We start from the raw sequence: 24,329 nt of genomic DNA on the forward strand, positions 1-24,329 counted from the left end.
CTTAGACGGGTCGTACTCCTGACAGGTCAGACACGTGTTGGTCCTACGGGGTTGTGGTGCCGCACCGGCACGATCCGGCCCCCTTTGACCGGGCGCGCCGGAACCATGGCCGAATGTCCCTGACCTCGACGGATAGGGAGGATGCGGCGGCGCCCGGCCCCCGCGCGCGCACCGCGCCGCCGCGCGCTGTCCTACCTCTCGCCCCAGGACATCGGGAGACCAGAAGACCGGCCGGCGGCCCGGGTGACCTGCCGTCGCTCAGGCGCGAGGCCCCGACGCCGTGTTGGCGCCCGTACGGTACGACACCGCACGGACATCGGCGCGTTCCTGCCACAACCTCTCGGTGCCCGATGTGTCGAGACTGCGTGGTGCGTCGGCAGTCGGCGGCCCTGGGGCCCGGTTGGGCTCTTCGTCGTGGACGGCGCGTGGCTCTGCGGGAGCGAGGGTCTTTGCCCACGCGTGGGCCGACTCCACCAGAGAGTCGTCGGAGCCGTGATGTGCGGCCAGCACCACCCGGTCGGGGCGGAGCAGGGCCATGCCGCCGCGCAGCCACGCGGAGAGGGCTCCCGTTGAGTCGACGGTGAAGGTCTCGTCCGCGGACTGGACTCCGACGGGTTCGCCGCCAGGGGGCAGCACCGTGACGATCCGGGCGGCCAGCGCTTGCGCCAGGCGCCTTTCGGTCGGGGTCGGGGTGCGGCAGGTGAGAAGGGCGAAGCTGTTTCCCAGAAGGTCATCGAGGCGCACGGGCAGGTTGTCGAGGGTGCGCACCGGAGGCTGGGGGACGAGTTCGCCGGGGCGGGGCCCCTGGCCGGGCAGTCGGGCGAGGCTGCGGCCCGGGCCGGTGAGGGCTCCTCCGCGCAGGGCGGGGCTGAGCGTGGCCAGGGCAGCCTGCGTGAGCAGCCCGGTGTGCCGGCCGACGGCGAGTCCCACGCGGCGTGAGACCCGTGCCACGGGATGCGCGCTGGTCATCGCGCGGCCGATACGGACGGCGGTTCGCACCAGATGGATCGCGTGGGGGCGGCGCTCACTTTGGTAGGTGTCGAGGAGAGATTCGGAACTCTGCCCGGTGAGGACGCGTGCGAGCTTCCAGGTGAGGTTGTTCGCGTCGCGCAGGCCTGCGCCGAGGCCCTGGCCGATGAAGGGAGGGGTGAGGTGGGCGGCGTCCCCGAGGAGGAAGACGCGGTCCTGCCGCCAGCTGTCGGCTACTTGCGCGCGGAAGGTGTACCGAGCGAGGCGGACCACCTCGAGATGTTCTTCGGGGATCGACCCTGTCCATGGCGACAGAAGGTGCAGGACGCGGGAGCGGTCGGTCATCGCTTCCTCGGCGTCCGGCTCGGTGAGGCGGAATTCCCAGCGGTAGCGGTCCTCGCCTATGCGCATGTAGGTGGCGGGGCGGTCCGGATCGCAGACCTGGTGGACACCCTCCCAGGCCGGGAGCGGGACGGGACAGCGGACGTCGACGACGAACCAGTGCTGGGGCAGGCCCAGCATGACGTGGCGGGAGCCGATGGCCTGGCGGGTCGGGCTCGCGGCGCCGTCACACCCCAGCACGGCGGCGGCGAGCACGGTGCGTTCGGCGCCGGTGGTGATGTCCTGCACGCGGACGGACGTCGGCAGACCGGAGCCGGGAGGCGCAAGGGCGAGGCCGAGGATCTCGGTTTCGCCGTGCAGGCTCACCAGGGGTTCCCGCTTGAGGAGGTCGCGCAGGATGTGTTCGAGTTCGGGCTGGTCGAACATGTTGGCCTGGGGAAAGCCGTGGGCCCCCACAGGCGCGTCGCGCAGGAACCGGGCCAGGACGCGGTGCCGGGCGTCGACGAGCTGCATGCCGAGGCAGGGGCGGCTGTGTGCGGCGAAGGTGTCGGCTGCTCCGACAGCCTGAAGGATGCGCATGACTTCGTCGTCCACGTGGACGGCGCGGGGCAGCGGGTAGGGGGCGGGGTGACGTTCGAAGACCTGGCACGCCACCCCGTACCGGGCGAGCAGGAGAGCCGCGACCAGGCCGACGGGTCCTGCTCCGAGTACGGCGACGGGTGTCTCATCGCTGTCGCCTGGCAGGGCCGGGGGCGACGCCGGAGGGGTGTGACCGGGGTCGTAGGTCATGACTTCATGGCTTTCATCAGGGCGGTGAGCCGGGCCGGGTCGAGTTCGTTGTCCTCGCGCAGGGCGCCCAGCACGGTACGCAGCAGGGCCGGGGAAGGGGTGGCGCCGAGGAAGTCCCGGGTGGCGGGAGGCCCCCACTGGGCGAGTCCGGAGGCGGACATGGCGGCCCATCCGGGTTCGAGGGTGTTGTCGAACAGGTCGCCGTCGGTGAAGTGCTCGACGAGGAAGCGGTCGGGGTCACGCCAGTAGTCGAAGATCTGGCTCCCCTGGATGTGACGGCCGATGCCCCAGGAGCGCCGGTAGCCGCGCTCCGCGAGGTACTCGCCGCCGGCGGCGAGGGCGTCGAGGTCGGCGACCTGGTAGGCGGCGTGGACGTAGCCGGTGTCGGGGCCCAGATGCATGGCCAGGGTGTGGTGGTCGGCGGGCCGGCTGCCGCGGTCGCAGCGGATGAAGGCCATGGTCGGGCCGCGGTGGCGCTGGCCGTCGAGATAGAGGAAGTCGCTGACGATGAGACCGAGGTGCTGGAGGTACCAGTCCAGGGCACGGCCGAAGACGCGCGTGGAGAGGACGACATGGCCCAGCCGCTCGACGCGGGCCGGCTCGTGCGGCGGGCGCTGGGCCGCGTTGAGGCGGACGGGGTTCGCGCCGGTGTTCAGCGGAAGTGGCTGCTGGCCGGGCAGGGCGGGGTGCTCGGTGACGCCGTGGACGACGCGCACCGGAAAGCCGGAGGGGTCGAGGAGGTCCACGTGGTGGCCTCCTCCGTACTCGGCCGATGCGTGGACGTGTCGGCCGGTGGCCGTGGCCAGCCGGTCGAGGTCGGTGCGGTCGGCGGCGAGGAAGGCCGGGCCCAGGAAGCGGGAGGCCGGGCCTTTGCGGATGACGAGGCAGTGCGGTCCTGCCAGGGTGCCGCGCAGGTACAGGGCGTCGGGGGTGCGGGCGGCGACGGTGAAGCCGAAGTCGCGGGCGAAGGTCTCCGCGCGCTCCAGGTCGGGTTTGACGAACTCCAGCCAGGCGATGTCGGCGACTTTGATGACGGGCTGCCGGTCGCGCCCGGGGTGTTCGTCGCGGCGCGCCCCGTCTTCGCTGTGCAGTCCCTGATGCGGGTCTGACGCGGTGGGGGTGGTGGGAGTCATGGGCGGGCCTCCAGGTCTGGTGCTCAGGCTTCGGTGAAGGACCAGGCGAAGGTGTACTGGCCGAGGGCGGCGGTGATGCGGTCCGCGGCTTCGTCGGCTGCGGGCCGGGAAAGGGTGACGGTCAGGCGTGCATCGTCGAAGCGGCAGTCGACGTCCTTCGGGTCCGACGGGAGGCCTGCTGCGGCGAGTTCCTGGAGAACGGTCTGCCGCAGCGTGCGGATGCGCAGGGGCACCTTGGTGGGTTTGCCGACGGCGGTGACCGGAAGGCTGTCGAGAACGATGACGTCCTTGGGTACGGCCGCGCTCTCCTGGAGGTGAGTGCGTGCGTGCTCGATGAGAGGGCCGGGGCGGCTCAGTGCTTCGGGTGCGTCGGGGCTGAGGGTGACATACGCGATGGGTACTTCGCCGGCGTGGGGATCAGGGCGGCCCACGGCGCTGGCTCCGGTGACGTGGGGGTGCTGGAGCAGCGCGTCTTCGATGGTGGCGGGGTCGATGTTGTGGCCGCCGCGAATGATGAGGTCCTTGGCGCGGCCGATGAGGTGGATGAAGCCGTCCCTGTCGACGCGTGCGAGGTCTCCGGTGTTGAGCCAGCCGTCGCGGACTGTCTCCTCACTGTCCAGGTGCGGGCCGTCGGTGCCATGGCCGGTGACGTAGCCGGCGAACACGGTCGGCCCCTTGATCAGGAGGACGCCGGGGGTTCCGGGCGGCAGGTCAAGCCAGTTGTTCTTGGAGTCGATCAGCGCGGTCTTGACCTGCTGGTAGGGCATTCGCTGCCCCACGGATCCGGGCCGGTGGCCGCTGCCGGTGAAGCTTCGGGCCGTCGCGCAGGTGGCTTCGGTCAGACCGTAGCCTTCGCAGATTTCGACGCCGGTGTGCTGGGTGAAGGCGGTGCGGACGGTCGGGGGCAGCGCCGAGGCGCCGACGACGGCGAACCGCAGGGAGCTGATGTCGGCGTCCACGGGCACCTGGGCCAGGACGGAGTAGACGGTGGGCACGGCGGACATCGCGGAGACGCGGTAGTGCTCGACGATGCGCCAGATGTGGCTGTAGAGGGCGGGTTCCCGGTAGCCGAGCGGGCCTGCCCACACCACGTGCTGTCCGCGCAGCAGGGGGGCGAGCAGGGTGACGACGAGGGCGTTGACGTGGAAGAGCGGTAGCCCGGCGAGGATCACGGACTGTTCGTCGAGGAGCGAGTTCGCGGCGATGCTCCAGGCGTCGACGACCTCGTTGCCCTGTGTGTGGGCGGCGAGCTTGGGAGCTCCCGTGGTGCCGCCGGTGTGGAACAGGGCGGCGAGGTCGTAGGTGTGCGGCTCGGTGGGGGGTCGTTCGTCCGGGCTGGTTGCCATGGCGGCGTCGAGGTAGCCGACGGTCGTTCCGCCCAGGGCTTCGAGGGTGGGTCCGGTGCCTGTGGCTCCGGTGGGCCGGAGTGCGTAGAGGGCGGTGAGCCGGAGTTCGGCTGCCACGGCCAGCGCTGTGCGCCAGGTCCCGGGATCGAGTTCGGGTCCGGCGGCGATGAGAATCCTGGCGCGGCCCAGGCGCAGGAGTCGGGTGATGTGATCGGCCGGGAGGTGCGGGTTGACCGGTGAGGCGATCGCGGCGGTCTGGGCGGCCAGCAGCGCGGTGGGAAGGAGTGCGGTGTTCGGGGACAGCAGGCCCACCGATTCACGGCAGCCGATGCCGTGGGACCGGAAGAGGTGGACGAGACGGTGCACTTCCGTCCGCAGTTCGGCGAAGGTGCGGGTGTGGCCTTCTTCCCAGTCCTCTGCCCGGGGCAGGAAAGTGACGGCGGGCCGGTCGGGCCACAGCCCGGCGGCCCGGTCCAGGACGGCGTAGGTCGAGGCAGGCAGGTTCCGTGCGGTCAGCGGCACAGCTTCGATCGCGGCCAGGGAGTCGGGAGTGTCGTAGGCGGGCCACAGGGCGGGAGGGGATGAGGTCGTCATCACAGGGCCTTCGCTGCGGCGGCACGGACCGGGGTCTGCTGGGTGCCGAGATCGAGGGAACCGTCGGGGGTGCTGATGGACGCGGTCACCAGGTCCCCGGGCTTGAGGTAGGCGGGGTTCTTCGCCTGCCGGGCGAAGAACGTCTTCCACTTCCTGTCGGGCGGCAGCAGCGATCCGAGCAGCTCCAGTGCCTTGCCCGGTGAACGCAGAGCGGTACCGCCAGGGGTACCGGTCAGGAGGACGTCTCCAGGGGCCATGGTCTGGAAGCGGGCGAGTGCGGTCAGAGCCCGGTCCGGCTTGGTGATCATTTCCGCTGTGCTGCTGTCCTGGCGGATCTCGCCATTGACCGCACACACCAGACGCAACCGTTCCAGCGAGGCGAGATCGTGCCCGTCGACGAGCAGCAGTCGCGGGCCGAGCGGGGTGAAGGTCGGGTAGGACTTGCTCTCGTAGAACTGGGTCTTGGGCAGCTGCACGTCGCGGGCGCTGATGTCGTTGGCTACGACCAGGGCTGCGACGTAGCGGCCGAGGGTGGCGGTGGTGACGTCGGTGTCGAGGGGCAGCGGGGCGCCGAAGACGAGACCGAGTTCGACTTCGTAGTCGAGCAGGCGGACGTGTCGGGGGCGGATGATCTCCTCGGCCGGGCCCGACACGGATCCGGAGGCCTTGCGGAAGAAGGTCGTGGGCACGAGGTCGGGGTCGAATCCGGAATCGATGGCGTGGGAGCGGTAGTTGACCATCTGGGCGACGACGCGACAGGGCGTGGTCACCGGAGACAGCAGCTCACGCGCTCCGAGGTCTTCCCAGCCGTCGTCGGACCGTTCGGCCTCTTCTACGGCCGACCGGTCGGCGAGGAGCTCGGCGGTGGTGGCAGCGTCGGTGCCGACCGGGTGGACCCGGCCGTCGGCGCGCTGAACCCACCAGCCCTCACGCGTACGGACTACGGCTGTGCTCATGGGATTCTCCTGCTCGGAGTTGCGGGAGGCGTGAGGAACCCGGCGCACGATGTGCGATAAGGGGTCGCGTCCTTGCGGGAGCTACCGCTGCACGCCTTAACTGATAAAAGCATCACTCTTGAGCGTCTAATCTGTCAACAGCATGTTTCCGACAGGCGCGGCCCGACCGACATCAGGCCGGACGGCTACGCGCCGCGGGGTTCGCTCAGCCGAGGGAAGAGGCGCCGCGCGTTGCCGTGCAGCAGATCGGCGCGCACAGCCGGGTCCACGGCGTCGACGAGCGGGTGCGCGAGGCCTTCGACGGCCCAGTCGGGCGTGAAGGGGAAGTCGCTGCCGTAGAGCAGGTGCCGGGCGTCGGTGAGGTTGAGCAGGGCGGGCAGGGCCCTGGGCAGACTGAAGCCGGCGAGGTCGAAGTGGAGCGTGGCGAGGTCCGCCATGACGTCGACCGGCGGGCCGTCTTCCCGCATCAGGGCGAACACGGCGATGCGGTCGGCCAGGACAGGCAGGGCGGCGCCGGCGTGCGGGATGACGAAGGAGATGTGGGGGTGACGTCGCAGGGTGCCGGAGAGGATCAGGTGGGCCGCGGCCCGGGTGGTGTCGAAGGGAAACTCGATCATGGGGCGGGGGTAGCCGAGGCTGGTGTCCTTCCAGCACTGGGGCGAGGTCGGATGGAGGAACACCACGGCGCGGCGGTCGTCGAGGAGTTCCATCAGGGGTTCGTAGAGAGGGTCGCCCAGGTAGTGGCCCTGATAGTGCGTATGCAGGGCGATGCCGTCGGCGCCCAGCTCGTCGAGGGCGCGCTCGGCTTCGGTGAGGGAGGCGGGGAGGTCCGGCAGCGGAAGGGATGCCATCAGACCGAAGCGTCCCGGATGGGCGCGGACCAGTTCAGCACCTTCGTCGTTGACGTTGCGGGCCAGTTCGCGGACGGCGTCCGGGGTGCCGAAGTCGATCCCGGGTGAGGACACGGACAGCATCGCGGTCTCGATCCCGACCTCATCCATGTGCCGCAGCGCCGACTTCGGGTCCCAGTCCGGGATGGCGGGCATCCCGTCCGGCCGGGTGATGCCCGCGTCCCGCATCGCCGCGCGCAGCCGGGCGGTGAAGAAGTGGGCGTGCACGTCGATGGCGCCGTGCAGCGGTGGGGTGTGGGCGGGGGCGTTCACGGTATCGGCAGTGTTGGCGGTGTTGGCGGTGTTGGCGGTGGCACTGTTGTGGGTCATGGAGCCCTCCTCGCCGGTGACAGGTCATCTCCCGTCACCTGGGTGATGAAATCGTCAATTACGCGTGGACGATCAGTCAAGAAGGGGTGGCCTCGTTTCGCTCCAAAGTTCGGGCCCCTCCGGCCGGCGCGCCATCACTCCTGCGACCTTGTGGTGCGACCGGCCGTGCGGGCTGGACGGCGGGGAGCCATACGGGTGGTCAATGGCGCGGGGCCGAGCTAACAGGCCGGGAAGGGACCCGCTGCCCGCGGTCCGGGCGCTGTCATCCCGTCTTTCCCTCGTCTCTGCCGGAGGTGACAACAGCTGCCAGGGACCGGAGGCGGTCCGTGCGGGAGGGCCTTCGGTGGATCAGGGTCTTCGGTGGATGGGGTATCGCCCGGTGGTGCCCAAGCAGCCTCGCCTCCGACGCTCGGTGCGCCCCGGGGCGAAGATCGGGCAGGCGAGGGCGGCCGGGGCGAGGATCGCGGAGACGACGCCCATTAAGGCGTCGCGCACGCCACCCGTCCTGGCGGTCGGGTCCGAGCGAGTCGACGATCGAGCCGGTGCCGATGGAGCCGATCAGGCCGATACCGAGGCAGGCCCGCGATCTGGAGGGCAATGAACAAGGCTCAGTAGCCGCTTTCGGCGATCAGGGCGATCAGCCAGAGCATGCCGCCGGCGAGGAACAGGAGACCGGCGGGCAGCACAGCCTTGCGGCCGAGGCGGCGGGTGAACGGGGGCAACTGCGAGAGGGGCCGCACTCCGCTGGGCGCGCGCCATACGAACCCGGAGCGCGCCGGTCACCCCAGCGCGGGCAGCGGCCTTACGGAGATCTCGTGCGCTTCCTCGGGAGGCAGGCCGAGCATGCGCAGGACCAGCTCGGCCGCCTCCTCTCCCGCCGAGGCGTCGAGGTCCCCGGTGGCTCCCAACTGGACGAGAGCCAGCACGATTCCGCCCACGGCCCCGAGAGCGACTTGGGCATCCTTGATGCCGAAGCGCCCGGACGCCTTACCGATCTCCAGGTCACGCAGGGCGCGCGGGCCAAGGCCGGTCCCGCTGTGGACATGCTGGAGTCCGCGGAAACGGAGAATCCCGGTGATCTCCGGGTGGCTGGCGGCAAGTTGCAGCGTGAGGCGGACGCTGGCGGCAAAGGTCTCGGCGGCGTCCTCGATCTCGGCCGTGGCGGCGTCGAGCAGTTGTCCGTACTCCTCCAGGGCGTCGGCGACTGCCGCGTCGAAGAGGGCGTCCTTGGTCTCGAAGTGATTGTAGAAGGTCCCGAAGCCGACATCTGCCCGGTCGGCGATCGCCTGGATGCTCACATCGGTGCCGCCCTGCTCGGCCATGATCTGACGGGCAGCGCCGATGAGTGCCTGACGGGTCTTGGCCCTCCGGCGCTCGAAGCGGTTCGCGGGCTGAGTGCTGGAGGGCTGCATGTCCCAATTCTAGTCGGCAACAGAACTGATGAGGCCATCAGTCGTTTGCCATGATGGACATTTCAGAGGTGACTCATCGGTCGGCCGCGAGGTGTTCCCAGCGGCGCTTCCGGTCCGGCGCACCACTGGGGATGACATGCCGTTACTCCGCTCACCCCACCGGCGTCCTGTCACGCAGCACTCTCGGCAGCCCTCGCCTTAGGAGCCGCCCTCGCGGCGCCGCCGATAGAGAGCGCCGTGGCCAACGGCACCGAACGCAAGGTCGCTGCCGCGTTCCAGGAACCGACGGACGCAACCCGCAGGAGCCGAAGGTGACCACCCAGGGCTTCCCGATACTGACCCAGGTCACCCGGGTCCGCCTCGACCAAGTTGGCATCGCAGCCGAGGACATGACCGCCGATGAGACGAGGCCACCGCCGGTCATCACGCTCGACATGACGATGGACGGGCCGACCGCTCCGGCCGACGCGCGCCGCTCGCTCCCACGACCAAGATCGCCTTCGTCTCTTACCAGGAGTAGTCCGGCGCCCTGGGGCTCACTATCGGCCCTGTGGCGACACCCGGAAGGGTTGGCGAGGCACCCTGACACTCCCGACGCCGCCTGCCACTCCCCCGGCTCGGCGCGTCAGCAACGGGCCTCGCCCGAAGACCCGCGCGACCCAGCCCGGCTACATGCCCACGCCTGGGACACTCCGCAGGCCGGCCGGGCCCGGGCCGAAGCCAACTCCTTCACCGGTACGGTCCCCCACCGCGCCGCCGCCGGTCACAGGCGCTCCCGGGCCCCCGCAGACAACTGCCGGCCGAAGAAGGAAACCGGCTCAGAGGTCAGACCCGCAACAGCACCGCTCCGTCAGGCCAGTTCACTCAGCAGCGCCGGCTGAACGGGAGCCAGCCGCACTCCTCAGGCATGCCTCGTGACGGCGTCCCCTCCGAGCCGCCACATCTCATAGTTCCCGCATTCCGCGGTGATCTCGGCCGTCGACTGAGCCGCGGAGACGAAGTCCTCCACTAGCGGCGAGATGTGAGATGCCGCCACCGCGAGGCACACCTGGTCGGGCGTCAGATGTGGGATGGGCACGTAGACAACATCCGGATGCGAGTAGAACACGGACGCCGAACGTGCCAGGAAGGAGACGCCCCGTCCGGCCGCGACATGCTCGAGAGTCTCGTCCACCCCGCGCACCGGATACCCGGCATTGGGGAGCGGGCGCTTGGTGGGCTGCGTGCTCGGATCACCGTGCCAGACCAGCGGTTCGTCGGCCAGGTCCTCCTCGGTGACCTCCTCCTTGCCGGCCAACCGATGTCCGGCGGGCAGCACCGCCACCCTCGGCTCGGTGTACAGCGGGGTGACGCGTAGGCCGGTCTCGTCGATGGGCAGCCGCACATAGCCGACGTCGATGCGGCCGTCGAGCAGCATCGCAGCCTGGTCGTCCCCTTCGATCCGCTGCACGTCCACGACCACGTCCGGGTGCTGGACCTCGAACGCCCGGGCTGCCGGGGTGACGGCAACACCGGCCCGGAAACCGACCATCAGCCGCCGCTTGCCGCTGGCGGCCGCTGACACCCGGCGGCGGACCGCGTGGGTCGAGGCGAGCAACGGGCCGGCGTCGGCCAGCAGTTGACGGCCCGCATCCGTCAGCTCCACGCCGTGGCGATCCCTGGTGAACAGCGAGGCACCAAGATCCTGCTCAAGCGCACGAATTTGCCGACTGAGCACCGGCTGGGCGATGTGAAGCTCATCGGCGGCACGGCCGAAGTGCAACTGCTCGGCCACGGCAACGAAGTAACGCAGTTTGCGCAGGTCCAGATCCATGGCATCTCCCGGCTGGTGATGCCCCGAGGGTATCACCACGCCCGAAAAGGGTCTTGGACGCCTAATCAGGTAAATGGCAACCTGAATAAGTACCGAACGGCCCGAGCGAATTCGCCACAAGAATTCAACGGCGGAGGACTCAGCGCCAGATTGAGCACATCGGATTTTGAGCGCCTCCCCTTCGCATAATTCGACGGCTTCGACGGCTTCGACGGCTTCGACGGCACAACCATGAAAAACGACCGGCGGGCATGACGTCCTGTCCAACTCCAGAAAGCAGGAATTCCATGAGCAGCATCAGCATTATCGGCCTAGGGAATATTGCCCGCGCCCTGGCCGCCCGGTCGCTCTCCGGCGGCAACAGCGTCGAGATCCTCGGCCGCGACCCGGACAAGGCCAGGGAATTGGCCGCCGCGCTCGGTGGCGCCACCGCCGGGACGGCCGGCTCCGCTCCCGCCGGGGACATCGTCGTCCTCGCCGTGCCCTACGCCGGTGCGACGGAGGTGGTGAAGGAGTACGGGGACGCACTGCGCGGCAAGATCATCGTCGACGTCACTAACCCCGTGGCTCCTGACCTGCGGGGCTTCGTCGTCCCCGACGAAAGTTCCGGCGCACAGGAGATCGCCAAGGCGGCTCCCGACGACGCCCATGTCGTCAAAGCGTTCAACACCGTGTTCTCCCACGTTCTGGAGGCCGGCCCGGCCGAGGGCCGCCCTCTGGACGTGTTCATCGCCGGCGACGACGCACAGGCGAAGGCACACGTGTCGGCGTTCATCGAGAGCCTGGGGCTACGCCCCTGGGACACCGGGGCACTGTTCATGGCCCGGGCGCTGGAGAACGTCGGCCTGCTGGAGCTGGGCCTCATGAACCACTCCGTCAAGCACACCAATTTCTCTCTCGGCATCACCCTTCTCGACTGAGCCCACCCCTTACCACTACCTCTCGTGCCGCATTACGCCAGTTCACCCACGGCACGAAAAGACCCTGCACCTACCCTCACAAGGACAGTTAGATGCGCGTATTCGTCGCAGGGGGGACCGGCCATTCCGGTTCCTACATCATCCCCGACCTGATAGCCGCCGGGCACGAGGTCACCGGCCTGGCCCGGTCGGACGCTTCCGCGGCGGCCCTGTCGGCGCTCGGCGCGAAAGTGCGTCGCGGCGACGTTCAGGATCTCGACGGACTCAAGAAGGCGGCCGCAGGCTCCGACGGCGTCATCCACGTCGCTCACAGGCAGGATCTGCTGCCCTACGGCGGAATGGACGCCGTGGCCGCTGCGGAACTCCCGATCATGCTCGCGTACGGCGAGGCACTGGCGGGAACCGGAAAGCCGCTCGTCACGGCAGGGAGCATCGGCTCACCCGGGCAGCACCTGGGCCGGCCGGCCACTGAGGAGGACCCGGCCCTGCCCGCCGACGAGGAGCACAAAGGCACCCTGCGGATCCGCAATACCGTGGAAAGGGCCGTTGTCGACCTCGCCGAGCACGGGGTCCGGTCATCGGTCGTGCGGATCGCCAACATCGCGCACGGCACGACCGATCGTGCTGGATTCCTCCCCACACTGATCGCGCTCGCGAAGGAAAAGGGGTTCGTCGGCTATCCCGGGGACGGCGCGAACCTGTGGAACGCCGTGCACATCCGCGATACCGCCACCCTCTTCCGCCTGGCGCTGGAGAAGGGGTCAGCTGGCAGGTACTGGCACGCGGTCGGGGACGGGGGCATCCCGTTCCGCGAGATCGCCGAGGCCATCGCCGGTCGCCTGGGCCTGCCCGCCATGAGCGTTCCCGACGATGACCTTATGACGCCGGGGTACTTCGGGTTCCTCGCGAATATCGTCACGCAGAGCTACCCCGCGTCCAACCTCATCACCCGCCGGACCCTCGGTTGGGAACCCACCCAGCCCGGCCTGCTCGCCGATATGGACAACGGCCACTATTTCCCCGCCGGCTGACGGCGGGAACCGGGTCCGAAACAAGCCCGGCAACCGGCAAGTTCGTATCTGCTCGGGGAGGTTGAGACGGTGACGCGATGGGATTCATCCGAAGCGGTCCCCCTCGCCGACGCAGGGCTCGAATGCCGGGCCGACAACGCATATCCGCCGTCTCGACGAGGAGCCATCGCCACCCTCAGGGGCCGGCACCTCCTGCGGATACTCCGCCGCAGCACCAACCGGATCACCGACTCGGTGAACGCCGTTGTCGTCCTTCACCACGCGTCAGCGTGAGGACGGAAAGGGCCAACTGACCGCCGCCGCACGCCGGATGCCGGATGCCGGCTCGACTGCCGTCATCCCGGGCCGCAGGCCAACCGCCAGTCGGGAGACGTCGCAGCGCCCCCTGAGCCCGCGCCGTGATCACGGTCCGGAATTCTCGAGTCACCGCCGACAGTCGAGGCCAGTGCCCGCGAGGACGACCACAAGGGCACACCGATACCAGCGAGAGGGGGCGTAGGTCCGCTCGGCGAGGCCCCGTCGAGCGGACAGTCACCCGTTCCAAAGGACCGCCGGACCGCCGTCACCCGCGATGACAGAGGCACCGACGTGCGCCCGTGTTCCTCCTCGCGGCACCGCGTGTCCCTCCTCGCCGCACCGTCACCACGTCACCCAGGGTCATGAGAGATCGATGACGATCTTGCCGCGCACATGCCGATCAGCCTGGATCTCGACCGCGCGGCGGATCTGTTCGATCGGGAAGCTCTCCGCGACAGGTACACGGAGTTGGCCCGCCGCAACCAGCCGGGCGATCTCCTCAAGGGCGCCGGGAGCGGCGTCCGCGCCGTTGGCCGCGGGCACGCCATCGACCTGCGCGGCGATGGTGCAGATGCGGTCGTCCGGGACGCCCAGTTCCCGGGCGGCGTGCACCGTCTCCACCCCGTGCAGGTCCATCGCGGCGGTGACACCACCAGGAGCGATAACCCCGACGCGGTCGGCCAGGCCGTCACCGTAGGCGACCGGCTCGGCTCCGAGCTCGCGCAGGTAGTCGGCCGACGACGGCGACCCCGTACCGATCACGCGCGCCCCGGCGATCCGGGCCAGTTGGACGGCGAACACCCCGACTCCGCCACCCGCACCGCCGATCAGCACGGTGTCGTCCGGACCGAGGGCGACCGCGGCGAGGGCGGCGGATGCAGTGCGGCCGGCGATCGTCAGGGTGGCGGCGATGCGGTCGTCGACACCGTCAGGGGTGTGGTGAGCCTCGTTCGCAGCCTTCTCCCCGCCCGCGTCGACCACCACGAAGTCGGCGACCGCGCGGGACAGGGCACCTCCGAAGACCCGGTCGCCGGGTGCGAAGCCGGTCACTCCGTCACCGACCTGATCGATCACCCCCGCGTAGTCCGTCCCGAAGCCCGCTGGCAGGGTCAGACCGAACCGGGCGGCCGTCTCCTCGTCCGCGGTCATGAACCAGTCCATCGGGTTCAGACCGGCCGCTGCAACCCGCACGCGGACCTGTCCCGGGCCGGCCTGCGGCGCGAGAGCCTCGCGGACAGCCAGGACATCGGGTCCGCCGAACGAATCGAGCCGGACCGCCCTGCTCTGACCCACCGACGGCCGATCACTCAGTTCCCGCATGTAGGTCTGCCTCCTCAAGATCTCCGACGCACCGAAACGGACCGTGTTCCGTTTACAGAGGTGACCGTAACACAAACGGAGCGCGATCCGTTTCAGCTGCGCCGAAGGTACGCCCACCCCGGGCCGCGCCAGCTGCCCGCGGGTTCGGCGCCGTGCGCGGGTGCCATCGCGGAGCACCTGCCGTTCGGGGAACAGTCCTTCGACGCCGCGACGGCTCTCTCCACCGTTCACCATTGGGGCCACCGTTCACCATTGGGGGATGTCACGGCGAGCACCCCTGGGGGATGTCACGGCGAGGCCGCGCGAGATGCAGCGCATGGCCCGCCGCATAGGGGTGCCTGGTACTCACGTCCGACACCGACGAACCTGGAACCGGACGAAACAGCGACCTCGCCGGACTCGACACAGCAGACCTCGGCCTCCGCCGGCTCACAGCGTGACGCACGCCCACGCAGGGCCGACCGCGCTCCGCCGCATGCAACGGGCCAGAAGGGGACTCCAGTCGGCGAGCCCGACAGCCATGCCCACCCGCTCACGCTCGTCACGCACCCTCACATCCGCGACGGGGCCCAGAAGTTGGACCAGAACCCCGTCCCACCTGCACCCTCACACAGGCACCACCCCATCCGCGCTCCTTCCCTCCGGTCGCCGATGAGTTTCGGTGCGCCGCGCGGTCCAAGCCGATACACCGAGCAAGTCGGCACACCGAACACAGGGAGAACCCGATGGACACGACCCGCCTGCAACCGACGACGACTCACATCGCCCGCCGCATGTTCGAGCTCCTGGAGCCGATCTGCATGGTCACCTTCACCGCCGACGAGTGCAACGAGGAACTGGCCGCACTCGGCCACCGCACCTACTGGGACGGCTACTTCGCCAGCCGCGCCGCACCTCTGGGACGGGTGCCGGCCCACGTCGTGCACGCGGCCTTCTACAGCTTCGCCGACGGGGAAGCCGCACGGCACATTCCCAGCGCCTGGGAAACGATCCCTCCCGCCGCCTCCGTCGCCGCACGGGAGCGGGGCAGCGCGGCCTCCCTGCGGCGCATCCTCGGCGAGGAACTGGCCGGCTCCCCGGGCCTGGTGCGCGCCGCGGACCTGACACCAAGGCCGCTACCAGCGCCCCCACCGAAGGCCGGGTGATGTACGCCGGCATGCGCACCCTCGACGTACCCGGCGACCCGGTCGCCCGGCTGTGGCATTCCGCGACCATGCTGCGCGAACACCGCGGGGACGGACACATCGCCGCGCTCCTCGGCGCGCGCATCGGCGGCACGGAAGCCCACGTGCTCTCCGCTCTGGAACAGGGCATCCACCCCCCGGAGTCGTTCGGACGCATCCACCACCTGCCCAAGGCACGCCTGGCCACAGTCATGGACGGCCTGCGCGAACGCGAACTCATCGACGCCGACGGCCACTTCACCACCACCGGCCGCGCGACGAAGCAACGCATCGAGGCCCTCACCGACGAACTCGCCACCCCGCCCTACGACGCCCTCTCCCCCGCCGAACTCGACGAACTGATCACCGAACTCCAACCCATCGCCGCGGTCCTGAAGGCCACAGACGCGCAGTGACCCAGAGAAACCGCCACCGGCCCCGACCTCAACGACATCAATGCCGTCCCGGAACTTGCCGAAGGCGTTGCCCGGGGCCACCCGGCCCGGCGTCCACCCGACCCGGGGACCGCCCCCAGGGGCCGTGATCGTCCTGCGGATGCGGTGCCCGCCGAAGCGGCTGAGAATGAACAGGTGAGTGGCACTCATGCGGCGCGGGGCGCAGCCGCTGAACCGGCGCCCAGGGTCCCGAACCAGACGCTGACCCTCGCGGCCATGCTCTTCGCCGTGTCGATGACGTTCATCGATCAGACGATCGTCTCCATCGCGGCTCCGGACATCGTCAACGAACTGGGCCTGACGGCCTCGGGCATGCAGTGGGTGGTGAACGCCTATCTGCTGTCGCTGGCGGCGTTCTTCGCCCTCGGCGGTCGGCTGGCGGATCTCTTCGGGCCACGCCGGGTCGTCGTCATCGGCACCCTCGTCTTCGTCATCTCCTCGGTGCTCTGCGGCTGTGTCCCCAAAGGGGACTTCGCCCAGACCTGGCTGATCGTCTTCCGGGCGACGCAAGGCCTGGGAGCTGCACTCCTGTTCCCGGCCGCCCTGGCCGTCGTAGTGGCCGTCTTCCCGGTGGAACGGCGCGGCCGGGCCCTGGCTCTGTTCTTCGGCCTGTCCGGGGCGCTGACGGCCATCGGTCCGCTGCTGGGCGGCTGGCTCACGTCCTGGACCTGGCGGGCGATCTTCTGGGTGAACGTGCCCGTCGCCGTCGTGGCCCTCGTCCTGACGATGATGGCGCACGTCCAGAACCGGCGGCGCGAGGAGTCGCTGGACGTCGTCGGTGCCGTACTCATCGCGGTCGGCATGGGTGTGAGTGTGCTCGGTTTCCAGCAGGCCGCCTCCTGGGGCTGGGACAGCGCGGCGACCTGGGCCTGCATCGCGGGCGGTCTGGCGGTGCTCGCCCTGTTCTGGCGCTACGAGCGGGGCAGGCGGCACCCGCTGGTCAACCTCGCGGTGTTCCGTGACAGAGCCTTCACCGTGGACGTACTGGTGCTGTTCTTCGCCATGCTGGCCTTCGTCCCGGTGTTCTTCTTCGCCTCGGTCTACGCCCAGGTCTCGCTGAGCGCCTCCCCCAACCAGGCCGCGCTGTATCTGCTGTACTTCTTCGCCGGCTTCGCGATCGCGTCCCAGTGGGGCGGGCGCATGCTGGACAAACAGGGTGCCCGGGGGCCGATGAGGATCGGCACCGCTCTGGGCGCCGTCGGGTTCGCCCTGTGGGCCAACAAGCTGACCGATCTGTCGATGCACGACCAGTGGCCCTACGTGGCTCTCGCCGGCGCCGGTATCGGCTTCATCCTGGCGCCCGCCTCCACGGACGCCGTCAACCGTGCGATCGGGGCCTCCTACGGCGAAGTCACCGGCGTCACACAGACCGTGCGCAACTATGCGGCGAGTGTCGGCCTGGCCGTCCTCGGGACGATCCTCACCCACCAGACGACCCAGAACATCGTGTCGACCCTCACCTCCCGCGGGGTGCCTTCGGGCACCGCGAACGGCGTGGCGAAGGACATCGCCGAGGCGGTCACAGGTAACGGAGACGCCCGCCGGCCCACCGGCAGCAGTCCCGCCGCGAGTGCCGCGCGCGACGCGATGTCGAGCGTACGGATGGACTTCGCCGAGGCCAACCAATGGGTGCTCTACGGCATGGCCATCGCGCTGGGCATCGGCTACCTCATCTCCCTGCGCCACCCGGGAGGCAAGGGCACCCCGGTGGTCACGGACGGCGAGACGGTGGCGACCCCGGCCGCTCCGGCGTCGCCGTCCGGGAGCGGACACCGGACGCGGGCCTGATCGGCACGGCACACCGCGCAGGGTGAGCGGTCTTTCACCGTCGGGCCCCTTGGGGGGCGCAAGTGGTGGTGCCGGCACTCCAGTTGACACGCCGAGGAGAGACGCCGACGTCTGTCGTGCGAGTGGCACACGGTAGTGTGTTCAAGTCTCGAACACTTCTCCGCACGTTCCGTACGGGCGAGCGGCATGAGGGATGTGCCGCCCGTCCGAGCCGCCCTGTACGCGACCTCTGAAAGTGACTTGATGAACGTGTCGACCGGCGGCATACGGCCATGGAGCCGAGCCCATGTGGCCGCCCTCGTCTGTGTGATAGCCCTGTTACCCACCCCCGGTTACGCGGCGCCGGCAGCACCCGGTCCACAGGACGGCAAGTCGATCGAGGGCATCCGTGCCGAGCTGAACGGCCTGTACCGCGAGGCGGAGATAGCCACCGAGGCGTACAACACGGCGGAGGTGAAGGCAGCAGGGCAGCAGAAGCGGCTGGCCTCGCTGCGCACGGACCTGGCGCGGAGCGAGGATCGGGTGCGCGACTTGCGCAATCTCGCGGGCGCGGCCGCTCGCACCCAGTACCGCGGCGGCAATCTCGCTTCCACAGGCATCCAGTTGCTGCTGGGCGAACACCCGGACCAGGCCCTGGACGAGGCGTCCCAGGCGCGCCAGGCCCTGCGGAGTCTGGCCACCGTGTCCGACAGCCAGAAGAGCGCCCGCGACAAGGTGAGCCGGCAGACCGACGCGGCCGAGAAGAAGCTCCGCGAGCTGAAGATCAGCCGTGCGGCCAAGGCCGCGGCGAAGCGGAAGATCGAGCAGAAGATCGCCCGGGCCGAACAGATCGAGAACGGGCTGCGACGCGATCAGGCGCGCAGACTCGCCCAGTTGGACAACGCCGCCGCGCAGCAGGCCAAGTCCCGGTGGACCGGCGGGGATTCCGGCAGTGACACGAAGGCGACCGGCTCGGCGGAGCGTGCCGTGGACTTCGCGATGGCACAGATGGGCAAGCCGTACGTGTGGGGAGCGGTCGGCCCCTCGTCGTACGACTGCTCGGGACTCACGTCCAGCGCGTGGGCGGCGGCCGGACACCCCATACCCCGTACCTCGCAGGCGCAATGGCAGGGGCTGCGGCACGTCAGCCTGGCGTCCGCGCAACCCGGGGACCTGATCATCTACTTCAACGACGCCACCCACGTGGGCATGTACATCGGCCAGGGGCGGATCGTGCACGCACCGAGGCCGGGACGTTCGGTCACGGTGGCGCCGGCCGCCTCGATGCCCATCCTCGGCGTGGTCCGACCCGGAGCCTGAACAGATGAACCAGCCACTGACCCCCCGCAACGACGCGAACCTCCCGGCACTGAACGCGCCACCGCTGATCCGGCTCGACGCGTTCGTGGCCGAGGACGGCTCGACGGTGGTCAACGGCCATCTGCTGGAGATGGGCGGTGTGCAGCAGCCCAACGAGGCCATCCTGGACGCCATCGCCATGTTCGCCCGCACCTTGGGTGCCCCGGTGGCGGCCACGGTCATCGACCGTACGGTGATGCAGGTGGCCCGTCTGCGGGTCCACCCCGACGGTTCGAGCCGCACGATCGCCGAGGACGAGGACCTGCCTCCGGGACGCGAGCGTACCGCCGCGGAGGAGGAGGCCTTCCCGCCGCTCGCCCGGGTCGAGCGGATCATCCGGCACGCCCAGCGCGAGGAACTGCACGCCGCGTTCGTCCTCGCCAGCGCGCTACGGGAACACCTCACCCTGCGCAGGGGCGCGGAGGACGAACTCGCCCTGGAAGCACGGGCGATCGAGGCGTACCTCGCCTTCCAACGCGGCGACTACACCCTCTCCACCGTCCTCGCGCTGACCGTGGCACGCATCCGCTGCCGCACGGACCTCACCCGGGCGGCGCCGGAGGTGGCCCGCGCCACCGCGGCATGGCAGCGGCTGCTGGACGAGAGTCAAGTGGCCACCCGGGGAGCGGAGTTGCTGCACATGTGGGAGCGCCTCGCCCAGGAGGGCGTACCGCTGGAACCGGCTCACCAGGCCATGGCCCGCGCCGTCCGCAACCGCCTGGAACAACGCGACCTGCAACAGCACAGCCCGGCACTGCCGGCCCTTCCCCCAGGACCGGAGACGATCGCTCCCGAGGACAAGCCCCTCAAGCCCACCCGCCGTGGCCTACGACGTTTCACCCGCCGAGCCGGACGGCCCACGCAACCGTCCTCGTAGACCGGCCGTCGCAGTCGTCCACGCCCTCGATTCAGGGCGATGGCGGCAACTTGCCATCAGGCAGCGCGAGTTCGGCCTCCGCGCAGGAGCGCGAAGCTTCGCGTCCCCTCAACGAGCCTCCCCGCCCGAGGCGTTGACGCGGCCGACACCTACCGGGACGTTGCCCTGTACACAGTCTTGACGGTATTGGTCTGGTCCAATAACGTCTGCCCCGCACAGAACCCCACACAGCTCAACACCACCAATCGTCACCTGAGTTGATGAGAGCCCGCCCCCCTACTCCGGGCCTGCCTATCGACGGAGCCAGTCCGAGGCGGCACAGCAAACAAGCGTGATCCTGTTTGTTCTTCGGAGGTAAGACAGATGCAACTGCTCTCTGCAAGATCACGGCGCGGCGGCTGGAAGAGAACTCTGACGCTGATTCCCGTGGTCGTGGCGACCCTGGCGGCCACCTTGACCACCGCGGCGCCGGCCGCTCAGGCGGCGGTGCCCCCGACGCCGTCGGGCTTCACCCTCACATGGAGCGACGACTTCAACGGTGCGTCCGGCACCGGCATCGACCAGAGCCTGTGGAAGTACGACACCGGACCGGGCAGCAATTTCGGCACCGGTGAGATCGAGACCATGACCAGCAGTACCTCGAACGTCTACTACGACGGTCAGGGCCACCTGGTGCTCCAGGCGCTGCACTCGGGTTCCGACGCCCGCAGCGGATGGACCTCCGGCCGCGTGGAGACCCAGTCGGCGGGCTTCGGCGCCCCGGCCGGCGGCGTGGTGCGTATCGAGTCCGTCCTCCAGCAGCCCAATGTCACCACCGCCAACGGCGCGGGTTACTGGCCGGCGTTCTGGATGCTCGGTGCGCCGCTGCGTGACGGCGTGACCTGGCCGAAGTCCGGCGAGGTCGACATCATGGAGGACATCAACGGCCGCAGTTCCGACTTCAGCACCCTGCACTGCGGGGTGAACCCGGGCGGACCGTGCAACGAGTCGACGGGCATCGGCTCGGGTGAACGCGCCTGTTCCGGCTGCCAGACCGGTTTCCACGACTACGCGGCGGAGATCGACCGCTCGGTGTCGCCGGAGCAGATCAGGTTCTACCTCGACGGGAACAACTTCTTCACCGTCAACGCGAACCAGGTGGACGCGGCGACCTGGGCCGACGCGGTCGACCACCCCTTCTTCATCATCTACGATCTGGCGATCGGCGGCGGTTTCCCCGACGCCTTCGGCGGGGGTCCGAACGCGGCCACGATCTCCGGCGGAAAACTCGTCGTCGACTCAGTGGCCGTCTACAACAAGGCGCCTGGCTCCGGAGGCGGCGGCGGTTCGGTGACCGGTCAGACGATCACCGGCCCCGGCGGCAAGTGCGTGGACGTATCAGGCGACGACACCGGCGGCGACGGCACCGCGGTGCAGCTGTGGGACTGCCAGTCGGCGGCCAAGGACCAGCACTGGACCTGGAGCGGCCAGACCTTGAAGACCCTCGGCAAATGCCTGGACATCGCCGGCGGGAACAGTGCGGCGGGGACGAAGTTGCAGCTCGCCACGTGCAACAGCGGCGGCTACCAGAACTGGGTGCGGCAGGCCGACGGCTCGCTCCGCAATCCGACCAGCGGCCGGTGCATCGACTCGCCGTCGGGTGCCACCGCCAACGGCACCCGCCTCCAGATCTGGGACTGCAACGGTGCCGACGCCCAGAAGTTCGCCATCGGCACCCCGATCTACGGACCGGGCGGCAAGTGCGTGGACGTGGCGGGTGACGACACCGGGGGCGACGGCACGGCCGTACAGCTGTGGGACTGCCAGCAGTCCACCTCGCTCGACCAGAAGTGGACCTGGAGCGGCCAGACCCTGCGCACGCTGGGCAAGTGCCTGGACATCGCGGGCGGCGTGAACGCGAACGGGACGAAGCTCCAGCTCGCCACGTGCAACGGCGGCGGCTACCAGAACTGGGTGGTCAACGCCGACGGCTCGATGTCCAACCCGACCACCGGCCGGTGCGTCGACTCACCGTCGGGCGCCACCGCCAACGGCACCCGCCTGGAGATCTGGGACTGCAACAGCTCCGGCGCCCAGAAATTCTCCCTGGCCTGAGGATCATCCCCCTCTCTCCGGAGAGGGGGATTCCTTCCCTGACGGGCTGTCTGCGGCCTCCCCAACTCACCCACAGCGCCTGTGAGTTCATGTCGCCGATCGGTCCGCGCCCTCTCGTACACAGTCGGCCAGATCTCAACTATGCCGTTCCGTGTCGGCGGCGTATCAATGGGGATCGTAAGTTCCGACGGACCGTCAGATTTCGATCCCCCGCAGTGTGCCCGCACCCACCCGGCCCGGGGTCGCCATCCCACACATGGCACTCCCACCAATGGGAAGGGAACACGATCCCCATGAACCGATTAACCACAGGTGCGGCACTCGCGGCTGGGGTCATCGCAGCCACGACGCTCGCCCTCGCGCCCACCGCGTCGGCCGCCGTCACCCCAGGCTCCGCCACCATCACCGCCTCCTGCGGCATCTTCGGCGGCGGCGCGGCCACGCTGACCGCGACGCAGACCAGCAGCACTTCGGGCACCATCACCCTGAGTTCCACGGCCATCACCACACCGCTCGCCCTGTCGGCGAACTCCATCAGCTCAACGCTCACCATGTCCAACTCCACAGGCGCCAGCCGGGTTTTCAGCGGCACCGTGAACCCGGCCATACCCGCGGGCGGCGCGGTCACCGTCGGCCCGCTTCCCGGCACCGTGGCCGTCGGTGACAGCCTGGACTTCTACAAGGGCTCGCTGAAGATGGTCATCTTCGGCATCTCCGTCACCTGTACGTCGAGCGCGGCCCAGTCGCCCGGACCCTTCGTCTTCAGCTGAGCCTGCCGCGAGTGAGTGATTCGTTCCGGATGCCGCAGGAACCGACCGGTCCGACGACCAGTCACGTTCCTGCGGCATCTTCCCTGTCGGCCGCCGGCAACCGGGTCATCACCTACGGCCGAGGACTTCCGCGCGGACATCGGCCGCGGCCTCCCGACCCTCGCTAGACGACCGGTCTATTCAGCGCTAGGGTGGCAGCATGCCAGCCACTCAGGGCGACACCCGCCGCAGCATCCTCGACACGGCCCAGCGGATCATGTCCCGCAAGGGCTTCGCCGCGGTGGGGATCAACGAGGTCCTGTCCGCGGCCGGGGTGCCCAAGGGGTCCTTCTATCACTACTTCGACTCCAAGGACGCCTTCGGCGAGGCCATGATGCAGTCCTACTTCACGGACTACCTCGCCGACATGGACCGCATCCTCGCCGAGCCGGGCGCGACCTCGGCGCAGCGGCTGCTGAACTACTGGCAGAGCTGGCGCGACACACAGAGCGTCGACGAATGCCAGGGCAAGTGCCTGGCCGTGAAGCTCGGCGCCGAGGTCGCCGACCTGTCGGAGTCGATGCGCCTCGCACTGAAGGACGGCACCACAGCCATAGTCGACCGCCTGGAACGGACGATCGCCGCCGGCGTGGAGGACGGCTCCCTCTCGGTCGACGACGGGGCCCGCACCACGGCACAGGTCCTCTACGACATGTGGCTCGGCGCCAGTGTCATGGCCAAGATCCACCGGGACATCGGCGCCTTGGACACCGCGATGACCGTCACCCGCCGGCTCCTGCACCTGTAACCCTCCGGGGCGGCATCCGCAGCACCCCGGCGCCTGGCACCACCACCCATCGGATCACACCGCTGCCATGCGGGTGATATTGGTGGACAGCAAGAGACGACCGGTCTACTCATTCAGATGACCGGTACATCACGCGAAGGAGCAGCACTCATGAAGGTTCTCATCGTCCTCACCTCGCACGACGAACTCGGCGACACCGGCAAAAAGACCGGCTTCTGGCTGGAGGAGCTGGCCGCCCCCTACTACCGCTTCAAGGACGCCGGCATCGACCTCGTGCTCGCCTCCCCCAAGGGCGGTCAGCCTCCGTTGGACCCCAAGAGCAACGAACCGGCCAGCCAGACCGACGAGACCCGGCGCTTCGAGGCCGACCCCGAGGCCATGGACGCTCTCGCCCACACCGTCCGCCTCGACTCCGTCTCCGCCGACGACTTCGACACCGTCTTCTACCCCGGCGGCCACGGCCCGCTGTGGGACCTGGCCGAGGACCCCGCCTCGATCCGGCTGATCGAGACCACCCTGCGCGCCGGCAAGCCGCTCGCCCTGGTCTGCCACGCCCCCGGTGTGCTGCGGCACGCGGTGAACGAGGACGGCACTCCGCTGGTGCGCGGCAAGAAGGTCACCGGGTTCACCAACAGCGAGGAGGAGGGAGTCCAGCTCACCAAGGTGGTTCCCTTCCTGGTCGAGGACGAGCTCGTCCGGCTCGGCGGCGACTACTCCAAGGGCGACGACTGGGCGCCGTACGTCCTGCGGGACGGCCTGCTGATCACCGGGCAGAACCCGGCATCCTCCGGTCCGACCGCCGACGCGCTCATCGAACTCGTCACCAAGACCGGCGCGTAAGCGTCCCCTTCGTGGCGCCGCGCGAGCGGCGCTACGACCCTGCCGGGCATCCGATCCGGGCAGTCGGTAGTCAGG

The 24,329-nt window shown here is 69.5% G+C and carries 18 protein-coding genes and 1 pseudogene; 11 read left to right on the forward strand and 8 right to left on the reverse strand.

Going from position 1 to position 24,329, the window contains the following annotated elements; genetic code table 11:
• Positions 1-258: 258 nt before the first annotated feature.
• The 6 genes from ACIRB1_RS15120 to ACIRB1_RS15145 form a co-directional block, all read right to left on the reverse strand.
• Positions 259-2,100, reverse strand: coding sequence for a bifunctional 3-(3-hydroxy-phenyl)propionate/3-hydroxycinnamic acid hydroxylase (locus tag ACIRB1_RS15120; RefSeq protein WP_403465830.1), 1,842 nt, complete (start codon positions 2,098-2,100; stop codon positions 259-261).
• The gene (locus ACIRB1_RS15125) at positions 2,097-3,233 is read right to left on the reverse strand and encodes a VOC family protein (RefSeq protein WP_403465831.1); all 1,137 of its coding nucleotides are present in this window, start codon (positions 3,231-3,233) and stop codon (positions 2,097-2,099) included. The genes ACIRB1_RS15120 and ACIRB1_RS15125 overlap by 4 nt, the downstream gene beginning before the upstream one ends.
• Before the next feature lie 23 nt (positions 3,234-3,256).
• On the reverse strand, positions 3,257-5,173 hold the full coding sequence (locus ACIRB1_RS15130) for an acyl-CoA synthetase (protein ID WP_403465832.1): 1,917 nt from the start codon (positions 5,171-5,173) through the stop codon (positions 3,257-3,259).
• Complete coding sequence (locus ACIRB1_RS15135; protein WP_403465833.1) at positions 5,173-6,129, reverse strand: fumarylacetoacetate hydrolase family protein; 957 nt, start codon at positions 6,127-6,129, stop codon at positions 5,173-5,175. The genes ACIRB1_RS15130 and ACIRB1_RS15135 overlap by 1 nt, the downstream gene beginning before the upstream one ends.
• Before the next feature lie 185 nt (positions 6,130-6,314).
• Positions 6,315-7,349 carry an amidohydrolase family protein gene (locus tag ACIRB1_RS15140; RefSeq protein ID WP_403465834.1) on the reverse strand — a complete coding sequence of 345 codons (1,035 nt, stop codon included), beginning with the start codon at positions 7,347-7,349 and terminating at the stop codon, positions 6,315-6,317.
• 779 nt (positions 7,350-8,128) lie between these two features.
• Entirely contained in the window at positions 8,129-8,761 is a 633-nt protein-coding gene (locus tag ACIRB1_RS15145; RefSeq protein ID WP_403465835.1) for a TetR/AcrR family transcriptional regulator, read from the reverse strand.
• A 131-nt stretch (positions 8,762-8,892) separates the two neighbouring features.
• On the opposite strand from ACIRB1_RS15145, the gene ACIRB1_RS15150 reads away from it, so the two are divergent.
• Positions 8,893-9,642, forward strand: a complete 750-nt coding sequence (locus ACIRB1_RS15150) for an LmeA family phospholipid-binding protein (protein WP_403466206.1) — start codon at positions 8,893-8,895, stop codon at positions 9,640-9,642.
• 20 nt (positions 9,643-9,662) lie between these two features.
• Here ACIRB1_RS15150 and ACIRB1_RS15155 read toward each other — a convergent pair whose 3' ends face one another.
• Entirely contained in the window at positions 9,663-10,574 is a 912-nt protein-coding gene (locus ACIRB1_RS15155; protein ID WP_352181672.1) for a LysR substrate-binding domain-containing protein, read from the reverse strand.
• A gap of 287 nt (positions 10,575-10,861) precedes the next feature.
• Here ACIRB1_RS15155 and ACIRB1_RS15160 point away from each other — a divergent pair, with 287 nt between their 5' ends.
• The gene (locus ACIRB1_RS15160; protein WP_403465836.1) at positions 10,862-11,494 is read left to right on the forward strand and encodes an NADPH-dependent F420 reductase; all 633 of its coding nucleotides are present in this window, start codon (positions 10,862-10,864) and stop codon (positions 11,492-11,494) included.
• A gap of 92 nt (positions 11,495-11,586) precedes the next feature.
• Positions 11,587-12,525 carry an SDR family oxidoreductase gene (locus ACIRB1_RS15165; RefSeq protein ID WP_403465837.1) on the forward strand — a complete coding sequence of 313 codons (939 nt, stop codon included), beginning with the start codon at positions 11,587-11,589 and terminating at the stop codon, positions 12,523-12,525.
• A gap of 657 nt (positions 12,526-13,182) precedes the next feature.
• Here ACIRB1_RS15165 and ACIRB1_RS15170 read toward each other — a convergent pair.
• Complete coding sequence (locus ACIRB1_RS15170) at positions 13,183-14,142, reverse strand: NADP-dependent oxidoreductase (RefSeq protein ID WP_403466208.1); 960 nt, start codon at positions 14,140-14,142, stop codon at positions 13,183-13,185.
• A gap of 800 nt (positions 14,143-14,942) precedes the next feature.
• Between ACIRB1_RS15170 and ACIRB1_RS15175 the strand changes: the two are divergent.
• The 8 genes and pseudogenes from ACIRB1_RS15175 to ACIRB1_RS15210 all read left to right on the forward strand — a co-directional run bounded on the left by ACIRB1_RS15175 (position 14,943) and on the right by ACIRB1_RS15210 (position 24,254).
• Positions 14,943-15,721: pseudogene (locus ACIRB1_RS15175) on the forward strand (MarR family transcriptional regulator).
• A gap of 255 nt (positions 15,722-15,976) precedes the next feature.
• Positions 15,977-17,548: an MFS transporter gene (locus ACIRB1_RS15180; RefSeq protein WP_403466209.1), complete on the forward strand. Its 1,572-nt coding sequence runs from the start codon at positions 15,977-15,979 to the stop codon at positions 17,546-17,548.
• Between the two features lie 243 nt (positions 17,549-17,791).
• Complete coding sequence (locus ACIRB1_RS15185) at positions 17,792-18,847, forward strand: NlpC/P60 family protein (RefSeq protein WP_403465838.1); 1,056 nt, start codon at positions 17,792-17,794, stop codon at positions 18,845-18,847.
• Positions 18,848-18,851: 4 nt separating this feature from the next.
• The gene (locus ACIRB1_RS15190) at positions 18,852-19,763 is read left to right on the forward strand and encodes a hypothetical protein (RefSeq protein WP_403465839.1); all 912 of its coding nucleotides are present in this window, start codon (positions 18,852-18,854) and stop codon (positions 19,761-19,763) included.
• 426 nt (positions 19,764-20,189) lie between these two features.
• Entirely contained in the window at positions 20,190-21,857 is a 1,668-nt protein-coding gene (locus ACIRB1_RS15195) for a ricin-type beta-trefoil lectin domain protein (protein ID WP_403465840.1), read from the forward strand.
• 293 nt (positions 21,858-22,150) lie between these two features.
• Entirely contained in the window at positions 22,151-22,627 is a 477-nt protein-coding gene (locus ACIRB1_RS15200) for a hypothetical protein (RefSeq protein WP_352181664.1), read from the forward strand.
• Between the two features lie 199 nt (positions 22,628-22,826).
• Complete coding sequence (locus ACIRB1_RS15205) at positions 22,827-23,414, forward strand: TetR/AcrR family transcriptional regulator (RefSeq protein WP_352181663.1); 588 nt, start codon at positions 22,827-22,829, stop codon at positions 23,412-23,414.
• 150 nt (positions 23,415-23,564) lie between these two features.
• Positions 23,565-24,254 (forward strand): type 1 glutamine amidotransferase domain-containing protein, encoded by a 690-nt coding sequence (locus tag ACIRB1_RS15210; protein WP_403465841.1) that lies wholly within the window; start codon positions 23,565-23,567, stop codon positions 24,252-24,254.
• The last annotated feature ends 75 nt before the right edge of the window (positions 24,255-24,329 follow it).

This window comes from Streptomyces sp. NPDC096013 (assembly GCF_044763565.1).
In the GTDB taxonomy this organism is placed as follows: Bacteria; Actinomycetota; Actinomycetes; order Streptomycetales; family Streptomycetaceae; genus Streptomyces.